This window comes from Streptomyces sp. HUAS MG91, assembly GCF_040529335.1.
GTDB classification, from domain to species: Bacteria; Actinomycetota; Actinomycetes; order Streptomycetales; family Streptomycetaceae; genus Streptomyces; species Streptomyces tabacisoli.
Map to the genome: position 1 here is coordinate 5106046 of NZ_CP159534.1, position 20855 is coordinate 5126900.

The window sequence follows — 20855 nt, forward strand, 5'->3', positions numbered from 1 at the left end:
GACCTGCGCGCCGGAGCGCGCGCCCGGTGCGGCACAATTCCCTCTCATCACAAGGAAGTTGACTGGGGGACCAACGGTGGCGGTGCAGGAAGCGCGGCAGGGGCAGGACTCGCACGGGGGCGGCTGCCGTTGCGGCGACTGTCCGCACGGCGCACGCCAGGGGCACCGCAGGGCGGTCGCCGCGTTCCTGGCCAAGCGGGACGAACTGGCGGCCGGCACCGGGCTGCCGCCCGCCGTCGCCCACTCGGCCGGGGCCTCCCGGCAGTGGATCTCCGACGAACTCACCCAGTCCGCGCAGGCCGTGGCCGACCGGGGCCGCGAGGAGGGCGCCGCCTGGCTGGCCGGACTGTGGCCCCGCACTCTGTACGTCGTCTGGGGCGCGGCCGGGCTGCTGCTCCTGGTCCAGCTCCTCACGGCGCTCGGCGCGGGCTGGACGGCCGCCCGCACGGCCGGGCTCGTCGCCGCCGCGCTGGCCGGGGCGCTGCTGACCGGCGCCGCGTACTGGCACCGGGCGCGCGGCGGGGTGCTCGCGCCGCTGATCGGCGAGGACAACCGGCTGTCGACCTCGCGGGCGGTCGCTGGCGTGGTCGTGCTGCTGTCGGTGTACGCCGTCCTGGTCCTCGCCGGTGAACTCGCGGCGGCCTCCGGCCCGGCCCACCGCGACGCACTCATCGACGGGCTCGAACTCGCCGCCGGGGCCGGTCTGTTGACGGTGCTCGCCGTGGTCTGCGCGGTCGCCGTGCTGGTGCGCCGGGTCGTCGGGCTGCGGGTCACCGGGCAGCGCCTGCAGAAGGTGCGGGCCGCCCGGCCGCGCGCCGCCGACCTGCTCACCGACGACTCGGGGCGCGGCAGCTTCACCGACACGCAGTACGTGGCCGTGTGCGCGGCCGCCGTGATCTGGGCCGGGGCGCGCCTCGCCCGCCGCCCCGACCAGCTGCCCGATCTGCCCTGGGGGCTCGCCGTCCTCGTCGTGGTCTCGGCGGCGACGTATCTGGCCGGAAAGTACGCGGAGGGCGGCCGCCCGGTCATCCTCTCCGTGGTGCGGGCCCGGGAGGCCGGCGACCTCGACGCGCCCATCCGCACCGGCGACGACATCGAGATCCGCGGCGCCGGGTTCGTCCCGCCGGGCGCGGGCGGCGCCGATCAGCTGGCGCGGGTCGCGGTGCGCATCGGGCCGGTCCATGTGCACGTGCCGCTGGTGCCGGTCGCGGGCGGCTTCACCAACCCCGCCGACGCACTGCTCACCGTGCCGGTGCCGGTGGACGTGGAGCCCGGCCGGGTGGAGGTTCAGGTCATCACGGCGACCGGGGTCGAGACCAACCGCTGCACGATCGACGTCACGGATTGAGCCGTACTGAGCCGTACTGAGCAGTATTGAGCCGAACCCGTCTCTCGTACGTATGGTCGGGTAAAGGCGTGTGGAGCGCCCAGGGCGCGAGAGGCGGCGGAGCGGCGATGGCTCACGGCATGCGGACCGACGCGTACACCGGATATGTCGACAGGGGACGCGGGGACTGGCGGGCGACCGCGCAGCGGTACGCGCTGGTGCCGCTGCGCATCTTCCTCGGCATCACGTTCATCTACGCGGCGTACGACAAACTCAGCGACAGCGCGTTCTTCAAGGCGACCGGGGCCGGGTCCATCGGGGAGCAGATGCGCGGGGTGCGCGACAGCTCCGCGATTCCGGCGCTCGTCGATCTGGCGCTGAAGTCTCCTTCGGGGTTCGGCTACGCGATCGCCTTCGGCGAGCTGGCGGTCGGTATCGGCACGCTGCTCGGGGTGCTGGCCCGGATCGCGGCGGTGGGCGGCGCGCTCATCTCGCTCAGCCTGTGGCTGACCGTGAGCTGGCAGACGGAGCCGTACTACCTCGGCAACGACCTGGCGTACCTGATGGCGTGGCTGCCGCTGATTCTGGCCGGGGCGGCGGTGTGGTCGGTGGACGCGTGGTGGCGGGGCCGTAGGCGCGGCCTCTGACTCGGGGCCACCGGTCGCATCCCGGCCGCGGCCCGGGGAACTGCGCGAGAAGCCCCACCAAGCCGCAGCTTGGTCACGACCGGGCGGAGCCCTGAGCCCGGCGCCGCCGCACCCCATGGGCGACCGTCCCCACGGCCCCGGCCAGACACAACCCCCCGACCACCAACGGAATCGCCACGAACCACGGAGTGACCCACGCTCCGCCCGCGTCCCCGAAATACACGACGGCGGTCACCACCAGCACGACCCCGGCCACCAACCGCCCGGGACGGAATTCATGACGCACGGGAGACCTCCACCTGTCCGACCCCGACCTCGACATGCAGCTCGACCGTGCCGGAGGCCTCGGTGCCGGCCGGCGGTTCGAGCGTCGCACGCTTCTCGACGCCCGGCTGGACGTCGACGTCGTTCGAGGCGTCCCCGGGCAACTGGACGTCCCCGACCCCGACCTCGGCACGCAGCTCCACCGTCGCGTCCGCCGGCACCACGACCCGCGCCTGCCCGGCGCCCACCTCGACGTGCACGGACACCGTCTTCCCCGCGCCGACCCGCACCTTGCCGAGATCGAGCGTGCCGACCCCGGACCCCAGCTCGTACTTGCCGGAGACGTCGGCGGCGCTCGCGGGCGTCCAGTCCCGGTGCATCCACCGCGTACCGATGTTGGAGGGCAGCGCGGCGGACGCCGTGAGCAGCCCCGCCGTGATGACGGCGAGCACGATCGAACCGACGCCGGTGCGCCCGCGGAAGGCGCTGACCGCGATGCCGAGCCCGAAGACGGCCAGCGCGCAGGCCAGCCCGGTCTGCAGGCTGTGGCCGAGCGACCGGTCGTCCCAGGTGACCCCGGCCCCGACCAGCCCGGCGACGAGCGCGCCGAGGAACGTGAGCGCCCCGATGCCGCGCGGCCCGGGCGGCCGCGGGGGCCGCACGGCATCGGGCCGCCCCCACCCGCCCGTGCCGCCCCCGGAGGGCGCCGCGGCGGCCCGCGCCATGTCCGGCGGCCCCCAGAAGTACCCGGTGCCCCCCACGTGCGTACCGTCCTTGACGATCGGATCGCGCCACCACGACGGCGCCCCGGCGACCGGCGGCGCCTGCGCCTCGGGCGGCGCGTCGGCGACGGCCTGCGCGGCGACCGGATCGGCCTCGGCGGTGGTGGTGCGCCGCTGCGACCAGTACCCGGCACCGGCCAGGAGCAGGGCGAGGACGGCGGCGAAGGACAGCGCCCCGCCGTTGTTCAGCATGGACAGGAAGACGCCGCAGCCGACCAGCGCGGTGACGATGGCGGCCAGCCCGGGCCCGTCGACCCGCCCGGTGAGCAGCTTCCTGAACTCGTTCTCGTCCTCGTCGTCGTAGGCCACGAACAGCCATGCGAAGCCGTAGAAGATCAGGCCCACCCCGCCGGTCACGGCGAGCACGGCCAGGCCGATCCGGAAGATCACCGGGTCCATGTCGCAGTGCCGGCCGAGCCCCGCGCAGACCCCGCCCAGCGTCTTGTGCCGGCGGTCCCGGCGGAACCGCCGCAGCGGCGCGGGCTCCGGCTCCCCGCCCGGGACCGCGGTGGCGGCCGGGGCATCCTCGTGCGTCATACGTCCATGGTGGCGGGCCCGGGCCGTCGGCGGGAGTCGGGACAACCCTGGCCGGACCCTGAGATCGTCCCTGAGGCACCCACCGCGGCCGGCCCGGAGATCAGGGACGTATCCGGGCCCGACCCTGATGCCCCGTGCCGCCCCGCCGTGTGACGATCGGTGCCATGCCGGAAGCAGCGACCGCCCCTCTCGTGGAAGACCCGCGGCCGCCGCGCAAGCTCTACCGCAGCAGCGACGGACGCTGGCTGGGCGGAGTCGCGCGGGGCCTGGCCGGGCATCTCGGCCTGCCCGTCGTCTGGGTGCGGCTGGTCTTCGTCGGCCTGTTCATGGCCGACGGGCTCGGCGCCCTGCTGTACGCCGCGTTCTGGTTCTTCGTCCCGCTGGGCATCGGCGGCGTCGGCACCGACCCCCGGCCCACGGCCTCGTCGGTGCTCACCACGGAGGTCTCCGCCGACGGCCGCCGCAGACTGGTGGCGCGCCGCCCCGACAAGGGGCAGATCCTCGCGCTGGTCCTGATGGTCATCGTCGCGATGATCTTCGTACAGAACGTGCACCTGTCCGGCAACACCAAGGCCTACCTCGTCCCCACCGTGCTGGTCGGCGCGGGTGTCGCCCTGGTCTGGCGCCAGGCGGACAACGCGCGCAGGGCCCGCTGGGCCGAGGTCGGCCGCCGCAGACGCACCCTGAACCTGGCGCGCGCCGCCGCCGGAGTCGTCCTGGTCGGCGCGGGCGTGACCGGCATCTTCGTCACCCAGGGCTCCACCGAGCACCTCGGCTCGATCCTCCAGGCGGCGCTCGCCGTCCTGGTCGGCATCGCGCTGCTCGCGGGCCCCTATCTGATCCGCATGACGCAGGACCTCTCCGAGGAGCGCCTGATGCGCATCCGCGCGCAGGAGCGGGCCGAGGTCGCCGCCCACGTCCACGACTCGGTGCTGCACACCCTGACCCTGATCCAGCGCAACGCGGACAACGCGGGCGAGGTGCGCCGCCTCGCCCGCGCCCAGGAGCGCGACCTGCGGGCCTGGCTCTACAAGCCGGCCGCCGCCGAGAACCCGCAGGAGCCCGAGACGGTCGCGGAGGCCGTGAAGCGCAATGCGGCCGAGGTCGAGGACAAGCACGGCGTCCCCCTGGAGGTCGTGGTCGTCGGCGACTGCCCGCTCGACGAGGCCCTCACGGCACAGATGCAGGCCGCGAGGGAGGCGATGGTGAACGCCGCCAAGTACGGTGGCGAGGGCGGCGCGGTGCAGGTCTACGCGGAGATCGAGACGACGTCCGAGGGGGTCGAGGTGTTCGTGTCCGTACGCGACCGCGGTCCGGGCTTCGACATGGACGCCGTGCCCGCCGACCGCATGGGCGTAAGAGAATCGATCATCGGCCGGATGGAACGCAACGGCGGGACGGCCCGTCTGCGGGCGGTGCCCGACGGCGGCACCGAGGTCGAACTGACCATGAAGAGGGCGGAGAGGACGTCATGACCGACGCAGCGGCGGAGCAGGGCCCCGGACGGCACGTGCGGGTGGTCCTGGTCGACGACCACAGGATGTTCCGGACCGGCGTCCAGGCCGAGATCGGCCGCACCGGGACGACGGGCGTCGAGGTCGTCGGCGAGGCGGCCGACGTCGACCAGGCGGTCACCGTCATCACGGCGACCCGCCCCGAGGTCGTGCTCCTCGACGTCCACCTCCCGGGCGGCGGCGGCGTCGAAGTGCTGCGCCGCAGCGCGGCGTTGATGGCCGACGCCGAGCACCCGGTGCGCTTCCTCGCGCTGTCCGTGTCGGACGCGGCGGAGGACGTGATCGGCGTGATCCGCGGCGGTGCCCGCGGTTACGTCACCAAGACCATCACCGGCACCGACCTGGTCGACTCGATCTTCCGGGTCCAGGACGGTGACGCGGTGTTCTCCCCGCGGCTCGCGGGCTTCGTGCTCGACGCGTTCGCCTCCACGGACGCGCCGCCGGTCGACGAGGACCTGGACCGGCTCACCCAGCGCGAGCGCGAGGTGCTGCGCCTGATCGCCCGCGGCTACGCGTACAAGGAGATCGCCAAGCAGCTCTTCATCTCGGTGAAGACGGTCGAGTCGCACGTCTCGGCGGTGCTCAGGAAGCTCCAGCTGTCCAACCGGCACGAGCTGACCCGGTGGGCGACGGCGCGGCGCCTGGTCTGACCGCCGGCCCGCTCCTCCTACTCGGTGGACGGGACGGGCACCCCTGTGCCCTTATGGCTGCATGATGTCCACCGACCGGCTTCTCGCCTTCGCCGCGATGTCCCTCCTCCTCATCGTCATCCCCGGCCCGAGCGTCCTGTTCGTCGTCGGCCGGGCCCTCTCCCAGGGCCGCCGCGCCGCGCTGACCACGGTCGCCGGGAACACGGCGGGGTCGTACGTCCTCGTCGCCGCCGTCGCCCTCGGCGTCGGCGCGGTCGTGGAACGCTCGATCGCCGTCTTCACCGTGCTGAAGCTGGCGGGCGCCGCCTACCTGGTCTACCTGGGCGTGCAGGCGATCCGTCAGCGCCGGTCGCTGCAGACGGTGTTCGCCGCGGCCGACGGGCAGCCCGCGAAGAGTTCGCGAACCTTCTGGGAGGGGTTCGCGGTCGGCGTCGCGAACCCCAAGACCATCGTCTTCTTCGCGGCGGTCCTGCCCCAGTTCGTGGACCGCGAGGCCGGGCACACCGCCCTCCAGATGCTGCTGCTCGGGCTGGTGTTCAACGTCATCGCGGTGGCGTCGGACAGCCTCTGGGGACTCGTGGCCGCCACCGCCCGCGACTGGTTCGCCCGCTCACCGCGCCGGCTCGCCGCGGTCGGCGGCCTCGGCGGGCTCGCGATGGTCGGGCTCGGGGTCACCGTCGCGGTGCAGGGCCGCAAGGACTGACGTACTCCCGGGTTCATGTGGGCTTCGGCGTGCAACCATCCGCCGTTCACGCGCGTCTCGCAGACGACTCACCTTCACGTTCACGCGTACGTGCCGCAGTGCCGCGCCGCTCGCGCCCCAAGGAGGAACCGTGTCCATCCGCAGACCCGTCCTGTCGACCGCCATAGCCGCCGCGATGATCGGTTCGCTCGGCGTACCCCTCATCGCCGGGACCGCGTCCGCGCAGACCCGTGCCACCACCGTGCGCGAGGACTTCGACGGCGACGGCTACCAGGACGTCGCCGTCGCCGCCCCGCAGGCGAAGGTCGGCGGCCACACCTGGGCCGGGTACATCACCGTCAGCTACGGCTCGGCGCACGGCATCGACCCGGCGCGCACCAAGGTCTTCACCCAGGACACCGCGGGGGTGCCCGGCGCCTCCGGCGACGACCACAAGTTCGGCTACGCGCTGGTCTCCCGCGACCTGGACGGCGACGGCCTGACCGACCTGGCCGCGGTCTCCAGCGAGTACGACGCGACCGCCCAGGTCAACGGAGCTGTGACGGTCCTGTGGGGCCGCAAGGGCGGCATGACCGGCGAGGGCGCCGCCCGGATCGCCGCCCCGGCGAACACCTCGATCGGCGAGGACCTGACCGCCGGCGACTTCGACGGCGACGGCCACACCGACCTGTTCATGGACCACGGCGACGACTACGACTACCACGGCGTCCTCTACGGCCCCATCGGCCGCGACGGCGTGCCCGCCCGTGAGCAGCAGGTGAAGGTGTACAGCACCGACAACTTCATCAACACCACCACCTCGGGCGACTTCAACGGCGACGGCATCGACGACCTCGCGACCTTCTACGTCTACGAGAACCACGCCGAGGGCGGCAAGCTCTGGCTCGGCACCAAGAACGGCCTCTCCGCGACCTACACGGCCCTGCCCTCCGCGGCCGCCGCCGCGGTCGGCGACTTCGACAAGGACGGCAAGGCCGACCTCGCCACCCGCGTCTGGCCGGGCGAGCTCACCGAGGGCACCGAGACGGACCCCGGCACCGTCAAGATCTTCTACGGCTCGGCGACCGGCCCCAGCAGGACCCGTACGAAGACGATCACGCAGAGCACGGCGGGCGTGCCCGGGGCGAGTGAGAAGGGCGACCAGTTCGGCTCGCGCCTGAACGCGGCCGACGTGACCGGCGACGGCTACGCCGACCTGGCCGTCGGCGTCCCCGGCGAGGCGATCGGCTCGAAGAAGCTGGCCGGCGCCGTGGTGCTGCTCAAGGGCGGCAGCGGCGGACTCACCGGCACCGGCGCGCAGGCGTTCCACCAGGACACGGCCGGTGTGCCGGGCGTCGCGGAGGCCGGTGACGCGTTCGGCGGCGCGGTGCGGCTGCTCGACGTGACGGGCGACGGCAAGGCGGACCTGGTCGCGGGCGCGCCCGGCGAGGACCTGGGCAGCGTCGTCAACGCCGGCGCGGTGTGGCAACTGCGCGGCGCCACGGCCGGATTGACGGCCACCAACTCGGTGGCGATCAACCCGACGGACATCGGCGCCCCGTCGGCGAAGGCCTGGTTCGGCGCGAACCTGAGCGGCGACAACGGCCCCACCGTGACGATTCCGTAGCCGACCCGCGCGGTCACCCCCGACCGAGGGCGCCGCGCGCTCACGCCACCCGGGCCGCCCCCGCGAAGGGCATCTGGTCGATCGGTGCGATCCGTACCGGGGCGCTCGGGTTCGGGGCGTGGATCATCTCGCCGTTGCCGATGTAGAGGCCGACGTGACTGATGCCGGAGTAGAAAAAGACCAGGTCGCCGGGTTGCAGCTGGGAGCGTGAGACGCGCTGCCCCGCGTTGATCTGCGCGTAGGTGGTGCGGGGGAGGGAGACGCCCGCCGCCCGGTACGCGGCCTGGGTCAGGCCGGAGCAGTCGAAGGCGTTCGGACCCGTCGCACCCCAGACGTAGGGGCTGCCGAGGGCCTGGCGCGCGTACGCGATGGCCGCCGCCGCACGGGAGCTAGGGGCGTCGGCCGTCGGAGCCGTCCGGCCCGCGGTGGACCGGGAGGCGCGGTCGGTGCCGGCCGTGGTGCCCTCGGCGACGGCGCGCTGGGCGGGGGAGAGCCGGTCCAGCAGATCGCGGGCCTGGCCCAGCTTGTGCGTGACGGTCTTCTTCTGCCGGGCCAGCTCCCGCTGCTTCGCGCGCAGTTCGGAGACCTGGCCGTCGGCCTGGCCGCGCAACTGCTCCACGTCCCGCAGCCGGGCGCGGACCCGGCTGATCGTCGCCGCCTGCCGGGTGCCGACCCGGTCGACGAGGGACGCCTCGTCGAGATAGCGGTCGGGGGAGGAGGAGAGCAGCAGTTGCAGGGACGGGTCGATGCCGCCGGTGCGGTACTGGGCGGCCGCCGTCGAGCCGAGGCGCTGCCGCTCGGAGTTCAGGGCGGCCTCGCGCCGGGCCGCCTCGTCCTGGAGCGCCCTGACCTTCTTGCGGGCCTTGTCGGCGTCCTCCTGGGCGCCGTTGTACTTGTCGGTGGCGACCTCCGCCTCCTGGTAGAGCCGGTCGACCTTCGCCTTGACCTGGGCCGGGCTGAGCTCCGGCTCCGCGTGCGCCGTACCGCTGTCGAAGGCGGTGGCGCCCGCCGCGGAGGCGAGGGCGAGGGTGGCCGCGGTACGGGCCGTCTGGCCGCTGAGCGAGCGCTGCCTGGGCTTGCGATGCGCTGCCGGCACGAAGCGCCACGTCCTTCCGGGGGCGTCACGACCGCCGTCGGTATACGCCCGGCGACGGCCCGCACAGGGGGAACGGGCCGCCGCCGGATCCTCCTCGGCGGTGGTGTCCGACTGCCGCCCCTGGCCCGGGCGGCGGTGGGGAGCCGGTCACCTGAGCAAGGACGCTAAACCTCGACGTAACGGGTTGGTGATGGATTGTTCGGAACTGCTCCCTTTGTTGCCGACCGCGTCAGAGGGTGACCGTCCGGTGGCCGGGAGTGCTCTCGGGGGATCGGTGGCGGGGCGTCCCATCCGTCCCGTTAGGCTCCGGAACCATGGACGTACTCATCCATCTCTTCGTCGGCCTGCACATCATCGGCATCGCCTCGCTGCTCGGCGGCTTCCTCACGCAGATGTCCGCGATGGGCAAGGGCACCGCCCGCTTCAACAAGGCGATGCTGCACGGCGCCCTGACCATGCTGGTGACCGGTGTCGCCCTGGTCGGCCTCAATCAGGCCGACGACAACACCGTCAACAACATCAAGATCGGCGTGAAGCTCGCGATCCTGATCGTGATCCTCGGCATCGTCTACGTGAAGCGGGACGACGAGGTCGCGGAGAAGGGCCTGTTCGCGACGGTCGGCGCGCTCACCGTCGCGAACATCTTCATCGCGGTGCTCTGGACCTGACGGTCGCGTCAGGCCGGGCGCACCACGCTGTGGATCGACGAGGTGCCGTCGTAGTAGATGGACTCCTCGCGCACATAGGCGCCCGGCTTCGGGGCGTGGATCATCATCCCGTCGCCGAGGTAGAGCCCCACGTGACTGATGTCGTCGTAGAAGAACACCAGGTCACCGGGTTGGATGTCGGAGAGCGACACCGTCGTGCCGACCTCCACCTGGTCCCAGGTGGTGCGCGGCAGCGTGATGCCGGCGGCCTTCCACGCGGCCTGGGTCAGCCCCGAGCAGTCGTAGGAGCCGGGGCCCGTCGCGCCCCACACGTACGGCTTGCCCTCCTGGGCCTTGGCGAAGGCGAGGGCCTGCGCGGCCTTGGCGGCGTAGCCGGACGAGGAGCCCGAGGAGCCCGAGGAGCCTGACTCCGAGCCCGTCGAACCGGAGCCCGACGCGCCCTCCTGGGCCGCCTTCTCCTCGGCCTCCTTGCGCTTGGCCTCCTCCGCCTCCTTCTGCTTCCGCGCCAGCTCGGCGGCCTTCTCACGGGCCGCCTCCTCCTTGGCCTTCGCGATCCGCGCGAGCCGGGCCTTCTCCTGCGCGGTCAGCTTCGACAGCAGCTGCCGGGCGTCCGCCAGCTTCGTCTGCACGGCCTGCTTGGAGCTCTGCAGCTCCTCCTGGGAGCCGGAGAGCTGCCGCAGGTTCTCCTGGGCCTCCGTGCGCTTCCTCGCGGTCCTGCGCTGCTCGTCCTGGAAGTCGTCGACGGCCTTCTTCTGCTCGTTCGTCATCCGGCTGAGCAGCTGGTCCTGCGCGAAGTAGTCCTCGGGGTTGTCGGCGAGGAACATCGTCGCGGTGTTGCTCATCCCGCCCGAGCGGTACTGCTCGGCGGCGAACCGGCCCAGCTCCTGGCGGGCCTCGTTCATCTTCTCGGTGCGCCGCGCGATGTCGTCGAGGAGCTGGTCGACCTGCCGCTTCTTGCCGGCCGTCTGCTCCTTGGCCGCGTTGTACTTCTGCGTGGCGACCTCGGCCTCGCGGTACAGGCTGTCGACCTTCTTCTGCACCTCCTCCAGGCTCGGCCGGTCCGGCTGCGCCGGGGCGGCCTGCGCCGTCTGCGAGAGCAGGGCAACCGAGGTGAGGGCGGCGGTCGTGATGCCGATCGCGGGGGTCGTGCGAAGGCCGCCGGCGATCCGGGAGCGGTTGCGCGGCTTGCGGTGCGACGCCAAGACTGGCGACTCCTTCCGTCATCCGCCTACCGGGTTAGCTGTCGGGTTCGGGCCTGCGGAAGGTTGCCCTACGGTCCACCGCCCCGTGCTGCCGGGCCGTCGAGCCGATTCACCCCAAGGTCGGTGGGTCCCCGGTTCCCTGCCTCACGGCGTACGGAACTCGGCGGGGGCTGCCCGCTCGCCGCGACGACCGCGGACGGGGGGACGGGCTGCCCGCGCAGCACCGTAGCCAACTCGTGTTGCCGCTGTGAAGGTTGATGTGCGATATGCCCGATACATTTTCGTGACCTTGGCGCGGGTGGGGGAACGGACGGGTGCCGGAGGGATGTCTGGGGCCTGTTTCCCGATCGTTTTGCCCGGCTGTGCGCCGATGTGGCGAGCCGGGGCGCGGCCGAGTGATCTGCGTCATGCGGAACGCGCCGCGCCCGGCCCCCGCGGGGCGCCGGAAGCCCGGTATCGCAAAGGCGGCGGCGGTCTGTCAGTGGGGCGGCCTAGACTCGTACGGCGATGAGCAGCCTCTTTGACGACAGTTTCCTGGCCAGCCTCCAGAGCGGCGCGGAGCAGCCCCCGCCGCCGCCCGAGGACCCCGCGGACGACGGCGCTCCGGAGCCGATTCCGGACGATCTGTTCGGCGGGAAGTTCGACGTGCCCCCGGCCAGGGACGCGTACTACCGGGACGGCGCCCCGCGCCCGGCGGTCGATCCGGAATCCCTCCTGGAGGGGTTGAACGAGAATCAGCGCGCGGCCGTCGTCCACGGCGGCTCGCCCCTGCTCATCGTCGCGGGCGCCGGCTCCGGCAAGACCCGCGTCCTGACGCACCGCATCGCGTACCTGCTCGCCGAGCGCGGCGCCCACCCGGGCCAGATCCTCGCGATCACGTTCACGAACAAGGCCGCGGGCGAGATGAAGGAGCGCGTCGAGTCCCTGGTCGGCCCGCGGGCGAACGCGATGTGGGTGTCGACCTTCCACAGCGCGTGCGTGCGCATTCTGCGCCGCGAGAGCAAGAAGCTGGGCTTCACGTCCTCCTTCTCGATCTACGACGCCGCCGACAGCAAGCGCCTCATGGCCCTGGTCTGCCGGGACCTGGACCTGGACCCGAAGAAGTTCCCGCCGAAGTCCTTCAGCGCCAAGATCAGCAACCTGAAGAACGAGCTGATCGACGAGGAGGACTTCGCCGGGCAGGCCGCGGACGGCTTCGAGAAGACCCTCGCCCAGGCCTACGCGATGTACCAGTCCCGCCTCCGCGAGGCGAACGCGCTGGACTTCGACGACCTGATCATGACGACGGTGAACCTGCTGCGCGCGTTCCCCGACGTCGCCGAGCACTACCGCCGCCGCTTCCGCCACGTCATGGTCGACGAGTACCAGGACACGAACCACGCGCAGTACGCGCTGGTCAAGGAGCTGGTGGGCCCGGCGGACGGCGAGGACGCGGACCCGGCCGAGCTGTGCGTCGTCGGTGACGCCGACCAGTCGATCTACGCCTTCCGCGGCGCCACGATCCGCAACATCCTCGACTTCGAGGAGGACTACCCGAACGCGACGACGATCATGCTGGAGCAGAACTACCGCTCCACGCAGACGATCCTCTCGGCGGCCAACGCGGTCATCGAGCGCAACGAGTCCCGCCGCCCCAAGAACCTGTGGACGAACGCGGGAGCGGGCGCCCAGATCACCGGCTACGTCGCGGACACCGAGCACGACGAGGCCCAGTTCATCGCCGACGAGATCGACCGCCTCACGGACGCGGGCGACGCCCAGGCCGGCGACGTCGCCGTCTTCTACCGGACGAACGCGCAGTCCCGTGTCTTCGAAGAGGTCTTCATCCGCGTCGGCCTGCCGTACAAGGTCGTCGGCGGCGTCCGCTTCTACGAGCGCAAGGAGGTCAGGGACGTCCTGGCCTATTTGCGGGTGCTCTCCAACCCGGAGGACTCCGTCCCGCTGCGCCGGATCCTGAACGTGCCGAAGCGCGGCATCGGCGACCGCGCCGAGGCGATGATCGACGCCCTGTCGCTGCGCGAGAAGATCAGCTTCGCGCAGGCGCTGCGCCGCGTCGACGAGGCGTACGGCATGGCGGCCCGCTCGACGAACGCGGTGAAGCGGTTCAACACCCTCATGGAGGACCTGCGCACGATCGTCGAGTCGGGCGCGGGCCCGGCGACGGTCCTCGAGGCGGTCCTGGAGCGCACCGGATACCTCGCCGAACTCCAGGCGTCCACCGACCCGCAGGACGAGACCCGCATCGAGAACCTCCAGGAACTCGCCGCCGTGGCACTGGAGTTCGAGCAGGAGCAGGCGCAGGCGGCTGCGGACGGTGAGGGTGCCGACGGTGCCGAGGCCGTGGCCTCCGGCGGTACGCTCTCCGACTTCCTGGAGCGGGTCGCCCTCGTCGCGGACTCCGACCAGATCCCCGACGAGGACGAGGACGGCAGCGGCGTCATCACCCTGATGACCCTGCACACCGCCAAGGGCCTCGAGTTCCCGGTGGTCTTCCTGACGGGCCTGGAGGACGGCGTCTTCCCGCACATGCGCTCGCTCGGCCAGACCAAGGAGCTGGAGGAGGAGCGCCGGCTCGCCTATGTGGGCATCACGCGCGCGCGGGAGCGGCTGTATCTGACCCGGTCCACCATGCGCAGCGCCTGGGGCCAGCCCTCGTACAACCCGCCGTCGCGGTTCCTGGAGGAGATTCCGGCCGCGCACCTGGACTGGAAGCGCACGGGCCCGTCGACCCCGGCGGTCTCGACTAAGAGCATCGGCGGCGGGATCGCGGCCTCGCTGTCCTCGTCGCGCTCGCGCTCGTCGACCCCGGCGTTCGCCACGCGCCGGGCGAGCGAGAAGCCGGTGGTGTCCCTGGCGGTCGGCGACCGCGTCACGCACGACCAGTTCGGCCTGGGCACGGTGGTCGGGGTGACCGGCTCGGGGTCGAACGCGGAGGCGACGATCGACTTCGGCGACCCGAAGCCGAAGCGGCTGCTGCTGCGGTACGCGCCGGTCGAGAAGCTGTAGTCGCGGGGCCCTTGGCCTAGGTGGGATCCAGGCCGTGGCTGCGCAGCCACGGCAGGGGGTCGATCGCGGAGCCGCCGCCGGGCCGTACCTCGAAGTGCAGGTGCGGTCCGGTCGAGTTCCCGGAGTTGCCCGACCGCGCGATGACGTCCCCGGCCTTGACCGGGCCGCTCATCACGGTGTGCGCGGAGAGGTGGCAGTACCAGGTCTCGGTGCCGTCCTTGGCGGTCACTATCGCCATGTTCCCGTACGCGCTGTTCCACTGCGTCCGTACGGTGCCGTCCGTCGCGGCCATCACCGGAGTCCCGTAGCTCACGGGGAAGTCGATGCCGGAGTGCACGGACATCCAGTTGATGCCGGCCTGTCCGTAGTAGGCGCTCAGCCCGCGCTGCTTCACCGGCAGCGCGAACTTCGGGCGCGCCGCCTCCTTGCGCGCGGCCTCCTCGGCGGCCTTCTTGCGGTCCGCCTCCTGCTTGGCCTTCAGGTCGATACGTTCCTGGGTGCGGCTCGCCCGGTCGGCGAAGTCACCGGCGTCCTGGGAGAGATCGGCGAGCTGGGTGTCCAGCTTGTTGTTGGCCGCGGACGGCTTCACGGCGGTCGCGTCGGACGCGGTCATCGCCTGCGTCCCGGTGTCGTCGTCGCTTCCGCCGACCCCGACCGAGGCCGCCGCGATTCCGGCGATGCCGACCACGCACACCGACGGCACGGCGATGGTGAGGAGCGCGGAGCGCTTGGCGGGCGTGCGGCGGCGGGACCGGCCGCGGGCCGCGGCGCGCGAGCTGGACTCCCGCTGCTCGGGGGCCGGTTCGGGATGCTCCGCGACCGGCTCGGCGGCGTCGTGGTCCGGGGCGGCGTCGGGCACGGGCTCGTGCACGGCTTCCATCCGGCCGGTGTCCGTGGCGGGGGTGCCCGCGGAGTTCCACTGCGTGGCGTCGTAGGCGCCCGTGTCGTACGCCGTCGCACCGAAGACCGGCGACTCGAAGGTCTGCGTGTCGAGGGTCTGCGTGCCGAGGTGCTGGGCGTCGAGGGTCTGCGTGTCGAAGGCCGGGGCCTGGAAGGCCTGGGTCTCGAAGGTCTGCGTCTCGAAGCTCTGGGTCTCGAAGCTCTGGGCCGCGAACGTCTGCGTGTCGAAGGCCGGGGCCTCGAAGGTCTGGGTCGCGAACGTCTGAGTCTCGAAGGTCTGCGTGCCGGCGAACGCCGTCGTGTCCCACTGGCCGGTGTGCTGCTGCCCGGCGGAGCCGGACTGGGCCGGGATGCCGCCGGTCTGCTGGTACCCGGAGGCGGGCCAGGCGCCGGTCGTGTCGTAGCTGCCGGTGTCGTACGAGGACGCGTACGGGTCGGTGAACTGCTGCTGGTGTCCGGGGTCGGCGTACCAGTGACCGGTGTCGTAGGAGCCCGTGTCGTAGGAACCGGTCGCTTGGGAACCGATGCCGTGGGAACCGGTGTCGTAGGGGCTGTCGCCCGGCAGGTCACCGAAGAGCGGATCGGTGGCGAAGCTGGTCGTGGAGTAACCGTCGTGTGCCGCGTAGTGCGCGGTCCCCGACGGATGACGGTCGTTCACCAACTTCTCTTTCGCCTCGACAACAGGGGCTGCCAGAGCAGTGCGGCGACTGTACCCGGCAGTACGAGGGCGCGACAATCTTCGGCAGGTTTCCCGCCCCGCGGAAACGGGCAATCGCCCGTCTTTCGGTGGACTGTGGGCACAGCTTTGGCGCTGAGTTCGAGAAACGTTCGACCTCAGCGCCGAGCAGGGCGGCCGTCAGGCCGTCGTCAGGCCACCGTCAGACCGCCGACCGAGTCGGCGGCGCGGGCTCCTTCCGTCGCGGGCGCGGCGTCGAGGGCCTGCCGGACACCGGCCGCGACCGCCGGGTGCACCGGCAGCGCCAGATGTCCCACGCCGGTCACCCGCACGTTCTGGACGAGCAGGTCGGGGTGGTCCACGCAGGCCGTCTCCAGCGGAACCATCAAATGGTCGAGGTCGCTCCAGAAACTCACGAAACGCGTCCGGCACCCGGGCGCCGGCTCGTTCAACTCCTCGATCACCGACGAGCCGGGCCGCATCTGCCGCACGATCGGGTGAGCGTCCGCGAGCGGCACGACCCGGGTGCCCCCGTGCGGGGTGCCGAGCGTGACGAGGGTGCGGACGTGCGCGTCGCCGCCGAGCCGCTGGACGTAGTAGCGCGCGATGAGGCCGCCCAGGCTGTGCCCGACGATGTCGATCCGCTGCTGCCCGGTGCGCTCGCACAACTGCGTCACATGCCGGGCGAGCAGGGCGGCGGCGGCACGGATGTCGCAGGTCAGCGGCGAGTAGTTGAGCGACTCGACCGGCTGGCCGCCGTGCTGGGCCAGCGTGCGGCGCAGCAGGACGAAGACGGAACGGTTGTCGATGAAGCCGTGCAGCAGCAGGACCGGGGGCTTCGCCGGGGCCGGCAGGCGGGGCGCGGTGGCCGCCGGCGCTTCCGGGACCTCCGGTTCCGGGTCCGTGTCGAGCGGCGGAACGGGCGGGAGGACCGGGGGCCTTGGTCGTTCGGGGAGGACGCCCGAGGGGTAGAGGAGCAGATGCCCGGCCAGGATGGCCAGCTCCAGCGCGGTCGCCTTCAGCAGCGCGATCGACAGACCGGCCAGTCTCGTGGGCAGCAGATGACAGTGCGGGCGAAAGGGCAGCGCCCTCGTGACCTTCATCGGTCGACCTCCCGTCGGCGCACGGGGGGCCTCGCTGTCCCCCGTGTGCACTCCTGAGGAGCCGGCCGAGCAGGCGGATGCGCCGCGGGCCGATGTACCGACGCATCGGTCCGTGCGAGTCGGTCCGCACGGCGACGGGAACACCGTGCCACCGTGCCGTGCGGCTGACGGCGCGGTGGCGCGGCGATCTCGTTGCGGCTCCCCTCGCGCCCGTCCCGGATGCGGCGGATGAACCGCCCAGCGGGGATGCGGCGCGCAGCGAACGTGTCCCACCGTGTGATTTCCCCCTCGGTCCGCACCGTGAAACGGGCGGTTGCGGGATGCTGTCGATAACGTTCGTTCACTTCGGTTGTCCACGACGGGGTATCCGAGGGTCAGTCGCTTCAGGGAGGCAGTGATGGGTGTGGCAGCCGGTCCGATCCGCGTGGTCGTCGCGAAGCCGGGGCTCGACGGCCACGATCGCGGGGCCAAGGTGATCGCGCGTGCCCTGCGCGACGCCGGTATGGAGGTCATCTACACGGGGCTGCACCAGACCCCCGAGCAGATCGTGGACACCGCCATCCAGGAGGACGCCGACGCGATCGGTCTCTCCATCCTCTCGGGCGCGCACAACACCCTCTTCGCGCGCGTCATCGAGCTGCTGGCCGAGCGGGACGCCGCCGACATCAAGGTCTTCGGCGGCGGCATCATCCCCGAGGCGGACATCGCTCCGCTGAAGGAGAAGGGCGTCGCGGAGATCTTCACGCCCGGGGCGACGACGGCGTCCATCGTGGAGTGGGTCAGGACGAACGTCCGGGAGCCCGCCGGAGCGTAGCCCTCCGGGAGGGGCCGGTCGTCGGGCGCGGGTCTCGTCGTGGTCGCTCGCGCAGTTCCCCGCGCCCCTGGGCGAGCGGAGCTCGCTTCCAGGGGCGCGGGGAACTGCGCGAGAAGCGGCCACCGGGGCGCGCGTGAAGAACAACCCGACAGGGGCGCGGGGAACTGCGCGACCAGCCCCACCGGGCCGGCACCCGACGACGAACCGCCTCCCCCTCAACCCGGCGGCACCAACTCGTCCCGCATGGCCCGGCGCAGCCGCAACGTGCCGGCCAGCCGCTGAAACGCCTCCCCCCAGTACCCACCCGCCCCGGGCGCCGACCCCTCCGGTTCCTCCACGGCGGCCGTCAGCGCCTCCAGCCGGACGACCTCCGACGGGTCGAGGCAGCGCTCCGCCAGCCCCATCACCCCACTGAAGCTCCACGGATAACTCCCGGCGTCACGCGCGATGTTCAGTGCGTCGACGACGGCCTGCCCGAGCGGCACCGCCCACGGCGTGGCACACACCCCGAGCAGCTGGAACGCCTCGGAGAGCCCGTGCGCCGCGATGAACTGCCCCACCCACTCGGCCCGTTCGCCCCGCGGCAGCGCGGTGAGCAGCTTCGCCCGCTCCGCCAGCGACACCGCGCCGGGCCCCGCCGCCCCGGCCGCCGTGGCGGGCCCGAGCAGCGCCCGCGACCATCCGATGTCGTGCTGGCGCACCGCCGCCCGGCACCACGCGGCGTGCAGCTCGCCCTGCCAGTCGTCGGCCACCGGCAGCGCCACGATCTCCTGCGCGGTGCGCCCGCCGAGCCGGTCCGGCCAGCGGTCGAGCGGGGCTGCCTCCACCAACTGGCCCAGCCACCAGGACCGCTCGCCCCGCCCCGCCGGCGGCTTGGCGACGACTCCGTCGCGCTCCATCGCCGGGTCGCACTCGTGCGGCGCCTCGATGATGATCGTCGCCGTCGTCCGGTCGAGCGCCACGCACGACAGGGCCCGGTCCGCCATGCGGCCGGCGAGCGCGGAGCCCGGCAGCGCGGACAGCAGCTCGGCCGCCGTCGCCCGCACGTTCCTGCTGCGGTCGCTGAGCGCCCGCTCCAGGAACGGCTCGTCCGCGTCGTCGAGCCCGGTGCGCAGGGAGTCGAGGAACATCAGCCGGTCCTCGGCGCGCTCCGAGCCCCAGGTGTCCGCGAGGAGCGTGCGGGCCGCCTCGGGGTCGTGCGCGCGGACGATCGAGAGCAGCGCCACCCGCTCCGCGAACAGGCCCTCCTCCCAGAGCCGCCGGACCCGCTCGGTGTCCTCGGGGGAGGGCAGCGCCGCGCTCGCGCCGGGAGTGGCGCGCAGCGCGAACTTCCAGTCCGGGTTGAGCCGGCCCAGCCACAGGGCGCGCGGTCCGGCGAAGGCGAGGGCCTGGGGGCGCAGATCGGTGCGGCCGCGCGCCGCGTCGAGCAGCGCGGGCAGCAGTTCGGGCGGTGGCGCGTACCCGTGCTCATTGGCCGCGGCCAGCCACTGCGGGAGCAGTTCCAGCAGGTCGGGCGTGGAGCCGCGGCGGGTGGTGCCGGTGCCGGGGCGGTCGGTGAGCAGCATCGCGAGGCGGCGGCGCGCGGCGGCGGGCAGCGGCGGGCGCGGGTCCTCGCCGGTGGGCTCGGGCAGCGCCACGGCCGGTGCCGGGCGCAGGCCCGCCCGGTGCCGCAAGGTCTGGGCGGCGGCCTCGTCGAGCAGGGCGCGCGGGCTGGTGCCCGAACGCCGCTCCGTGCCCAGCAGGGCAGCCGTGACGAGGCTGTCCCAGGTGTGCGCGGTGGTCGGGGTGGTTGTGCTGGTCTGCGGTGTGCTGGTCCGCGTCATGCCGGTTCCTTTCTGACGGGCCGGGAGGCTCGGGGCGACGACGTGCGCCTCAGCACAGGGATATGACGTCACCGGCGGCGCCGGTCCAGGTGGCCAGCGGGCGGAAACCGCGGTGCCCGCACTCGCCGAACACCGTCACCGGCGCCCCGCCCGACACCGCGACCAGCCGCCACAGCCCGGACGCCGCCGACGCCTGCGGTACGAGGGGGAGGGCCGACTTCCCCTCCGCGTCGGCCAGTTGCCACCCTCCGCCGTCGGGGTCCCGGGCCGGTACGACGTCCGTGAGGGTCACCGGCCACGACTCCAGCCACGGGTCGGCCGTGAGCGCCTCGCCGTACGCCGCGAGCGCCGCCCCGACATCGACTCCCGCCGGGCGTACGTCCGTCGGCCGAGCCGCCCCGAACTGCTCGCCCAGCTCCACCCGCGGCGTCCCCGCCCCGGGATACCCCGCGACCGAGGCGTCCAGGGCCAGGCCGGCCGGCAGGGCCAGCGCCGGGGCGCGGCCCGCGGCGCCGTAGGAGAGGAGGAGCGCGGTGCGGTGCGCCGCCGTGCCGTACAGCCAGATGCGGCGCGTGGTGAGGTGGCCGTCCGCCGAGTCGTACTGGGCGAGGACCAGCCAGTCGTCCCGCTGCGCGGCCTGCGTGGCCTGCGTCGGCAGGCCGACACGGGAGCGGACCGTGGCCGCGAGGTCCTCGGGCAGCCCGGCGCGGTGCAGCCAGCCCTGATCGAGGAGATGGAGCAGCGCGCACTCCTCAAGCAACCGCACCGGCCACCCGGCGCCGGAGCCCGGTATCGCCCCCAACTCCCGCACACGGGCGGCGAGTCCGGGGGCCTGCGCGTCGACCATGCGGGCCGCCGTCTCCTCCCACAGCCCGTACCCCGCCCGCTCCGCCTGGGCCAGGCCGCCGCGCAGCAGGTCGGTCAGGCGCTGCTCCAGCTCGGTGGCGCCCGCGGTGATCCGCTGCGCGCGCCGCTCCGCCCTGCGCCGGGCCGCATCCGGGTCGGCCGGCGCGCTCCCGGCGTCCGGAGCGTCCTGCGCGGTCCTCTTCGCCGCCGCCCGCTGTCTGCGGCCCGCCAGCCACTGCTCCGTCCACTCCGGCGGTGCCTGCCCGTCCGGCACCTGTCCGGCGCCGCCCGACCAGAGCAGCAGCAGTCCCAGCGCGTGCTTGCACGGGAACTTCCGGCTCGGACAACTGCACTTGTACGCCGGGCCGCTGCCGCCGCCGGAGTCCCCGCCGGTGTCGACGATCGTCTGGTACGGCTTGCTGCCGCTGCCCTTGCACAGTCCCCACACCGCCCCCTCGTCCGAACTCCCGGTCTGCGACCAGGGTCCCGCCGTCCCGAGCTTGCTTCCCGCCTTGCGTGACGCGGTGTCAGGCGCCAGTGCAAGCACCTGGTCCGCTGTCCAGCGCACCCCCTGCTGAGTCATGTCTGCGACGGTAGGTCCCGCCACTGACAATCTCTCCGGAAACCGCTCTGACCTGCGGTGATGGTGAGCGTGACGTCGATTGTCAGTGGCGTGGTGCACCGTGGAATC

General features: G+C 72.9%; 17 protein-coding genes and 1 riboswitch. Of the genes, 9 read left to right on the forward strand and 8 right to left on the reverse strand.

Annotation, left to right across the window (positions count from 1 at the left end; genetic code table 11):
- Window positions 1-76 precede the first annotated feature (76 nt).
- Together ABII15_RS23355 and ABII15_RS23360 are read left to right on the forward strand one after the other, a co-directional pair.
- A complete protein-coding gene (locus ABII15_RS23355; protein WP_353944239.1) occupies window positions 77-1348 on the forward strand; it encodes a hypothetical protein in 1272 nt (423 codons plus the stop codon).
- Window positions 1349-1455: 107 nt separating this feature from the next.
- The gene (locus tag ABII15_RS23360; RefSeq protein ID WP_353944240.1) at window positions 1456-1974 is read left to right on the forward strand and encodes a DoxX family protein; all 519 of its coding nucleotides are present in this window, start codon (window positions 1456-1458) and stop codon (window positions 1972-1974) included.
- 73 nt (window positions 1975-2047) lie between these two features.
- Here the strand turns inward: ABII15_RS23360 and ABII15_RS23365 are convergent, their stop codons facing one another.
- Together ABII15_RS23365 and ABII15_RS23370 are read right to left on the reverse strand one after the other, a co-directional pair.
- Window positions 2048-2296, reverse strand: coding sequence for a hypothetical protein (locus tag ABII15_RS23365; protein ID WP_353944241.1), 249 nt, complete (start codon window positions 2294-2296; stop codon window positions 2048-2050).
- Window positions 2250-3557, reverse strand: a complete 1308-nt coding sequence (locus ABII15_RS23370; RefSeq protein WP_353944242.1) for a PspC domain-containing protein — start codon at window positions 3555-3557, stop codon at window positions 2250-2252. Before ABII15_RS23370 ends, ABII15_RS23365 begins: the two co-directional genes overlap by 47 nt.
- Before the next feature lie 164 nt (window positions 3558-3721).
- On the opposite strand from ABII15_RS23370, the gene ABII15_RS23375 reads away from it, so the two are divergent.
- The 4 genes from ABII15_RS23375 (at window position 3722) to ABII15_RS23390 (ending at window position 8030) form a co-directional block, all read left to right on the forward strand.
- Window positions 3722-5032, forward strand: coding sequence for a PspC domain-containing protein (locus tag ABII15_RS23375; protein ID WP_353944243.1), 1311 nt, complete (start codon window positions 3722-3724; stop codon window positions 5030-5032).
- Window positions 5029-5721 carry a response regulator transcription factor gene (locus ABII15_RS23380; RefSeq protein ID WP_353944244.1) on the forward strand — a complete coding sequence of 231 codons (693 nt, stop codon included), beginning with the start codon at window positions 5029-5031 and terminating at the stop codon, window positions 5719-5721. The genes ABII15_RS23375 and ABII15_RS23380 overlap by 4 nt, the downstream gene beginning before the upstream one ends.
- Before the next feature lie 61 nt (window positions 5722-5782).
- Window positions 5783-6424 carry a LysE family translocator gene (locus ABII15_RS23385; protein WP_353944245.1) on the forward strand — a complete coding sequence of 214 codons (642 nt, stop codon included), beginning with the start codon at window positions 5783-5785 and terminating at the stop codon, window positions 6422-6424.
- Window positions 6425-6554: 130 nt separating this feature from the next.
- Window positions 6555-8030: an FG-GAP and VCBS repeat-containing protein gene (locus ABII15_RS23390; RefSeq protein WP_353944246.1), complete on the forward strand. Its 1476-nt coding sequence runs from the start codon at window positions 6555-6557 to the stop codon at window positions 8028-8030.
- 40 nt (window positions 8031-8070) lie between these two features.
- Here the strand turns inward: ABII15_RS23390 and ABII15_RS23395 are convergent, their stop codons facing one another.
- Window positions 8071-9126, reverse strand: coding sequence for a C40 family peptidase (locus tag ABII15_RS23395; RefSeq protein WP_353944247.1), 1056 nt, complete (start codon window positions 9124-9126; stop codon window positions 8071-8073).
- Between the two features lie 314 nt (window positions 9127-9440).
- Here ABII15_RS23395 and ABII15_RS23400 point away from each other — a divergent pair, with 314 nt between their 5' ends.
- Window positions 9441-9794, forward strand: coding sequence for a hypothetical protein (locus ABII15_RS23400; RefSeq protein ID WP_351452823.1), 354 nt, complete (start codon window positions 9441-9443; stop codon window positions 9792-9794).
- A gap of 8 nt (window positions 9795-9802) precedes the next feature.
- Here the strand turns inward: ABII15_RS23400 and ABII15_RS23405 are convergent, their stop codons facing one another.
- On the reverse strand, window positions 9803-10996 hold the full coding sequence (locus tag ABII15_RS23405; RefSeq protein ID WP_353944248.1) for an NlpC/P60 family protein: 1194 nt from the start codon (window positions 10994-10996) through the stop codon (window positions 9803-9805).
- 7 nt (window positions 10997-11003) lie between these two features.
- Window positions 11004-11172, reverse strand: a riboswitch (cyclic di-AMP (ydaO/yuaA leader).
- Window positions 11173-11503: 331 nt separating this feature from the next.
- On the opposite strand from ABII15_RS23405, the gene pcrA reads away from it, so the two are divergent.
- Window positions 11504-14002, forward strand: a complete 2499-nt coding sequence (pcrA, locus tag ABII15_RS23410) for a DNA helicase PcrA (RefSeq protein ID WP_353944249.1) — start codon at window positions 11504-11506, stop codon at window positions 14000-14002.
- A 16-nt stretch (window positions 14003-14018) separates the two neighbouring features.
- Here the strand turns inward: pcrA and ABII15_RS23415 are convergent, their stop codons facing one another.
- Window positions 14019-15560, reverse strand: coding sequence for a M23 family metallopeptidase (locus ABII15_RS23415; RefSeq protein ID WP_353944250.1), 1542 nt, complete (start codon window positions 15558-15560; stop codon window positions 14019-14021).
- Between the two features lie 209 nt (window positions 15561-15769).
- On the reverse strand, window positions 15770-16681 hold the full coding sequence (locus ABII15_RS23420; protein ID WP_353944251.1) for an alpha/beta fold hydrolase: 912 nt from the start codon (window positions 16679-16681) through the stop codon (window positions 15770-15772).
- 397 nt (window positions 16682-17078) lie between these two features.
- Between ABII15_RS23420 and ABII15_RS23425 the strand changes: the two genes are divergently transcribed.
- Entirely contained in the window at window positions 17079-17495 is a 417-nt protein-coding gene (locus ABII15_RS23425) for a cobalamin B12-binding domain-containing protein (protein ID WP_353944252.1), read from the forward strand.
- A gap of 215 nt (window positions 17496-17710) precedes the next feature.
- Here ABII15_RS23425 and ABII15_RS23430 read toward each other — a convergent pair whose 3' ends face one another.
- Together ABII15_RS23430 and ABII15_RS23435 are read right to left on the reverse strand one after the other, a co-directional pair.
- Window positions 17711-19318: a DUF5691 domain-containing protein gene (locus ABII15_RS23430; protein ID WP_353944253.1), complete on the reverse strand. Its 1608-nt coding sequence runs from the start codon at window positions 19316-19318 to the stop codon at window positions 17711-17713.
- 49 nt (window positions 19319-19367) lie between these two features.
- Window positions 19368-20747, reverse strand: a complete 1380-nt coding sequence (locus tag ABII15_RS23435; RefSeq protein WP_353944254.1) for an SWIM zinc finger family protein — start codon at window positions 20745-20747, stop codon at window positions 19368-19370.
- Window positions 20748-20855 lie beyond the last annotated feature (108 nt).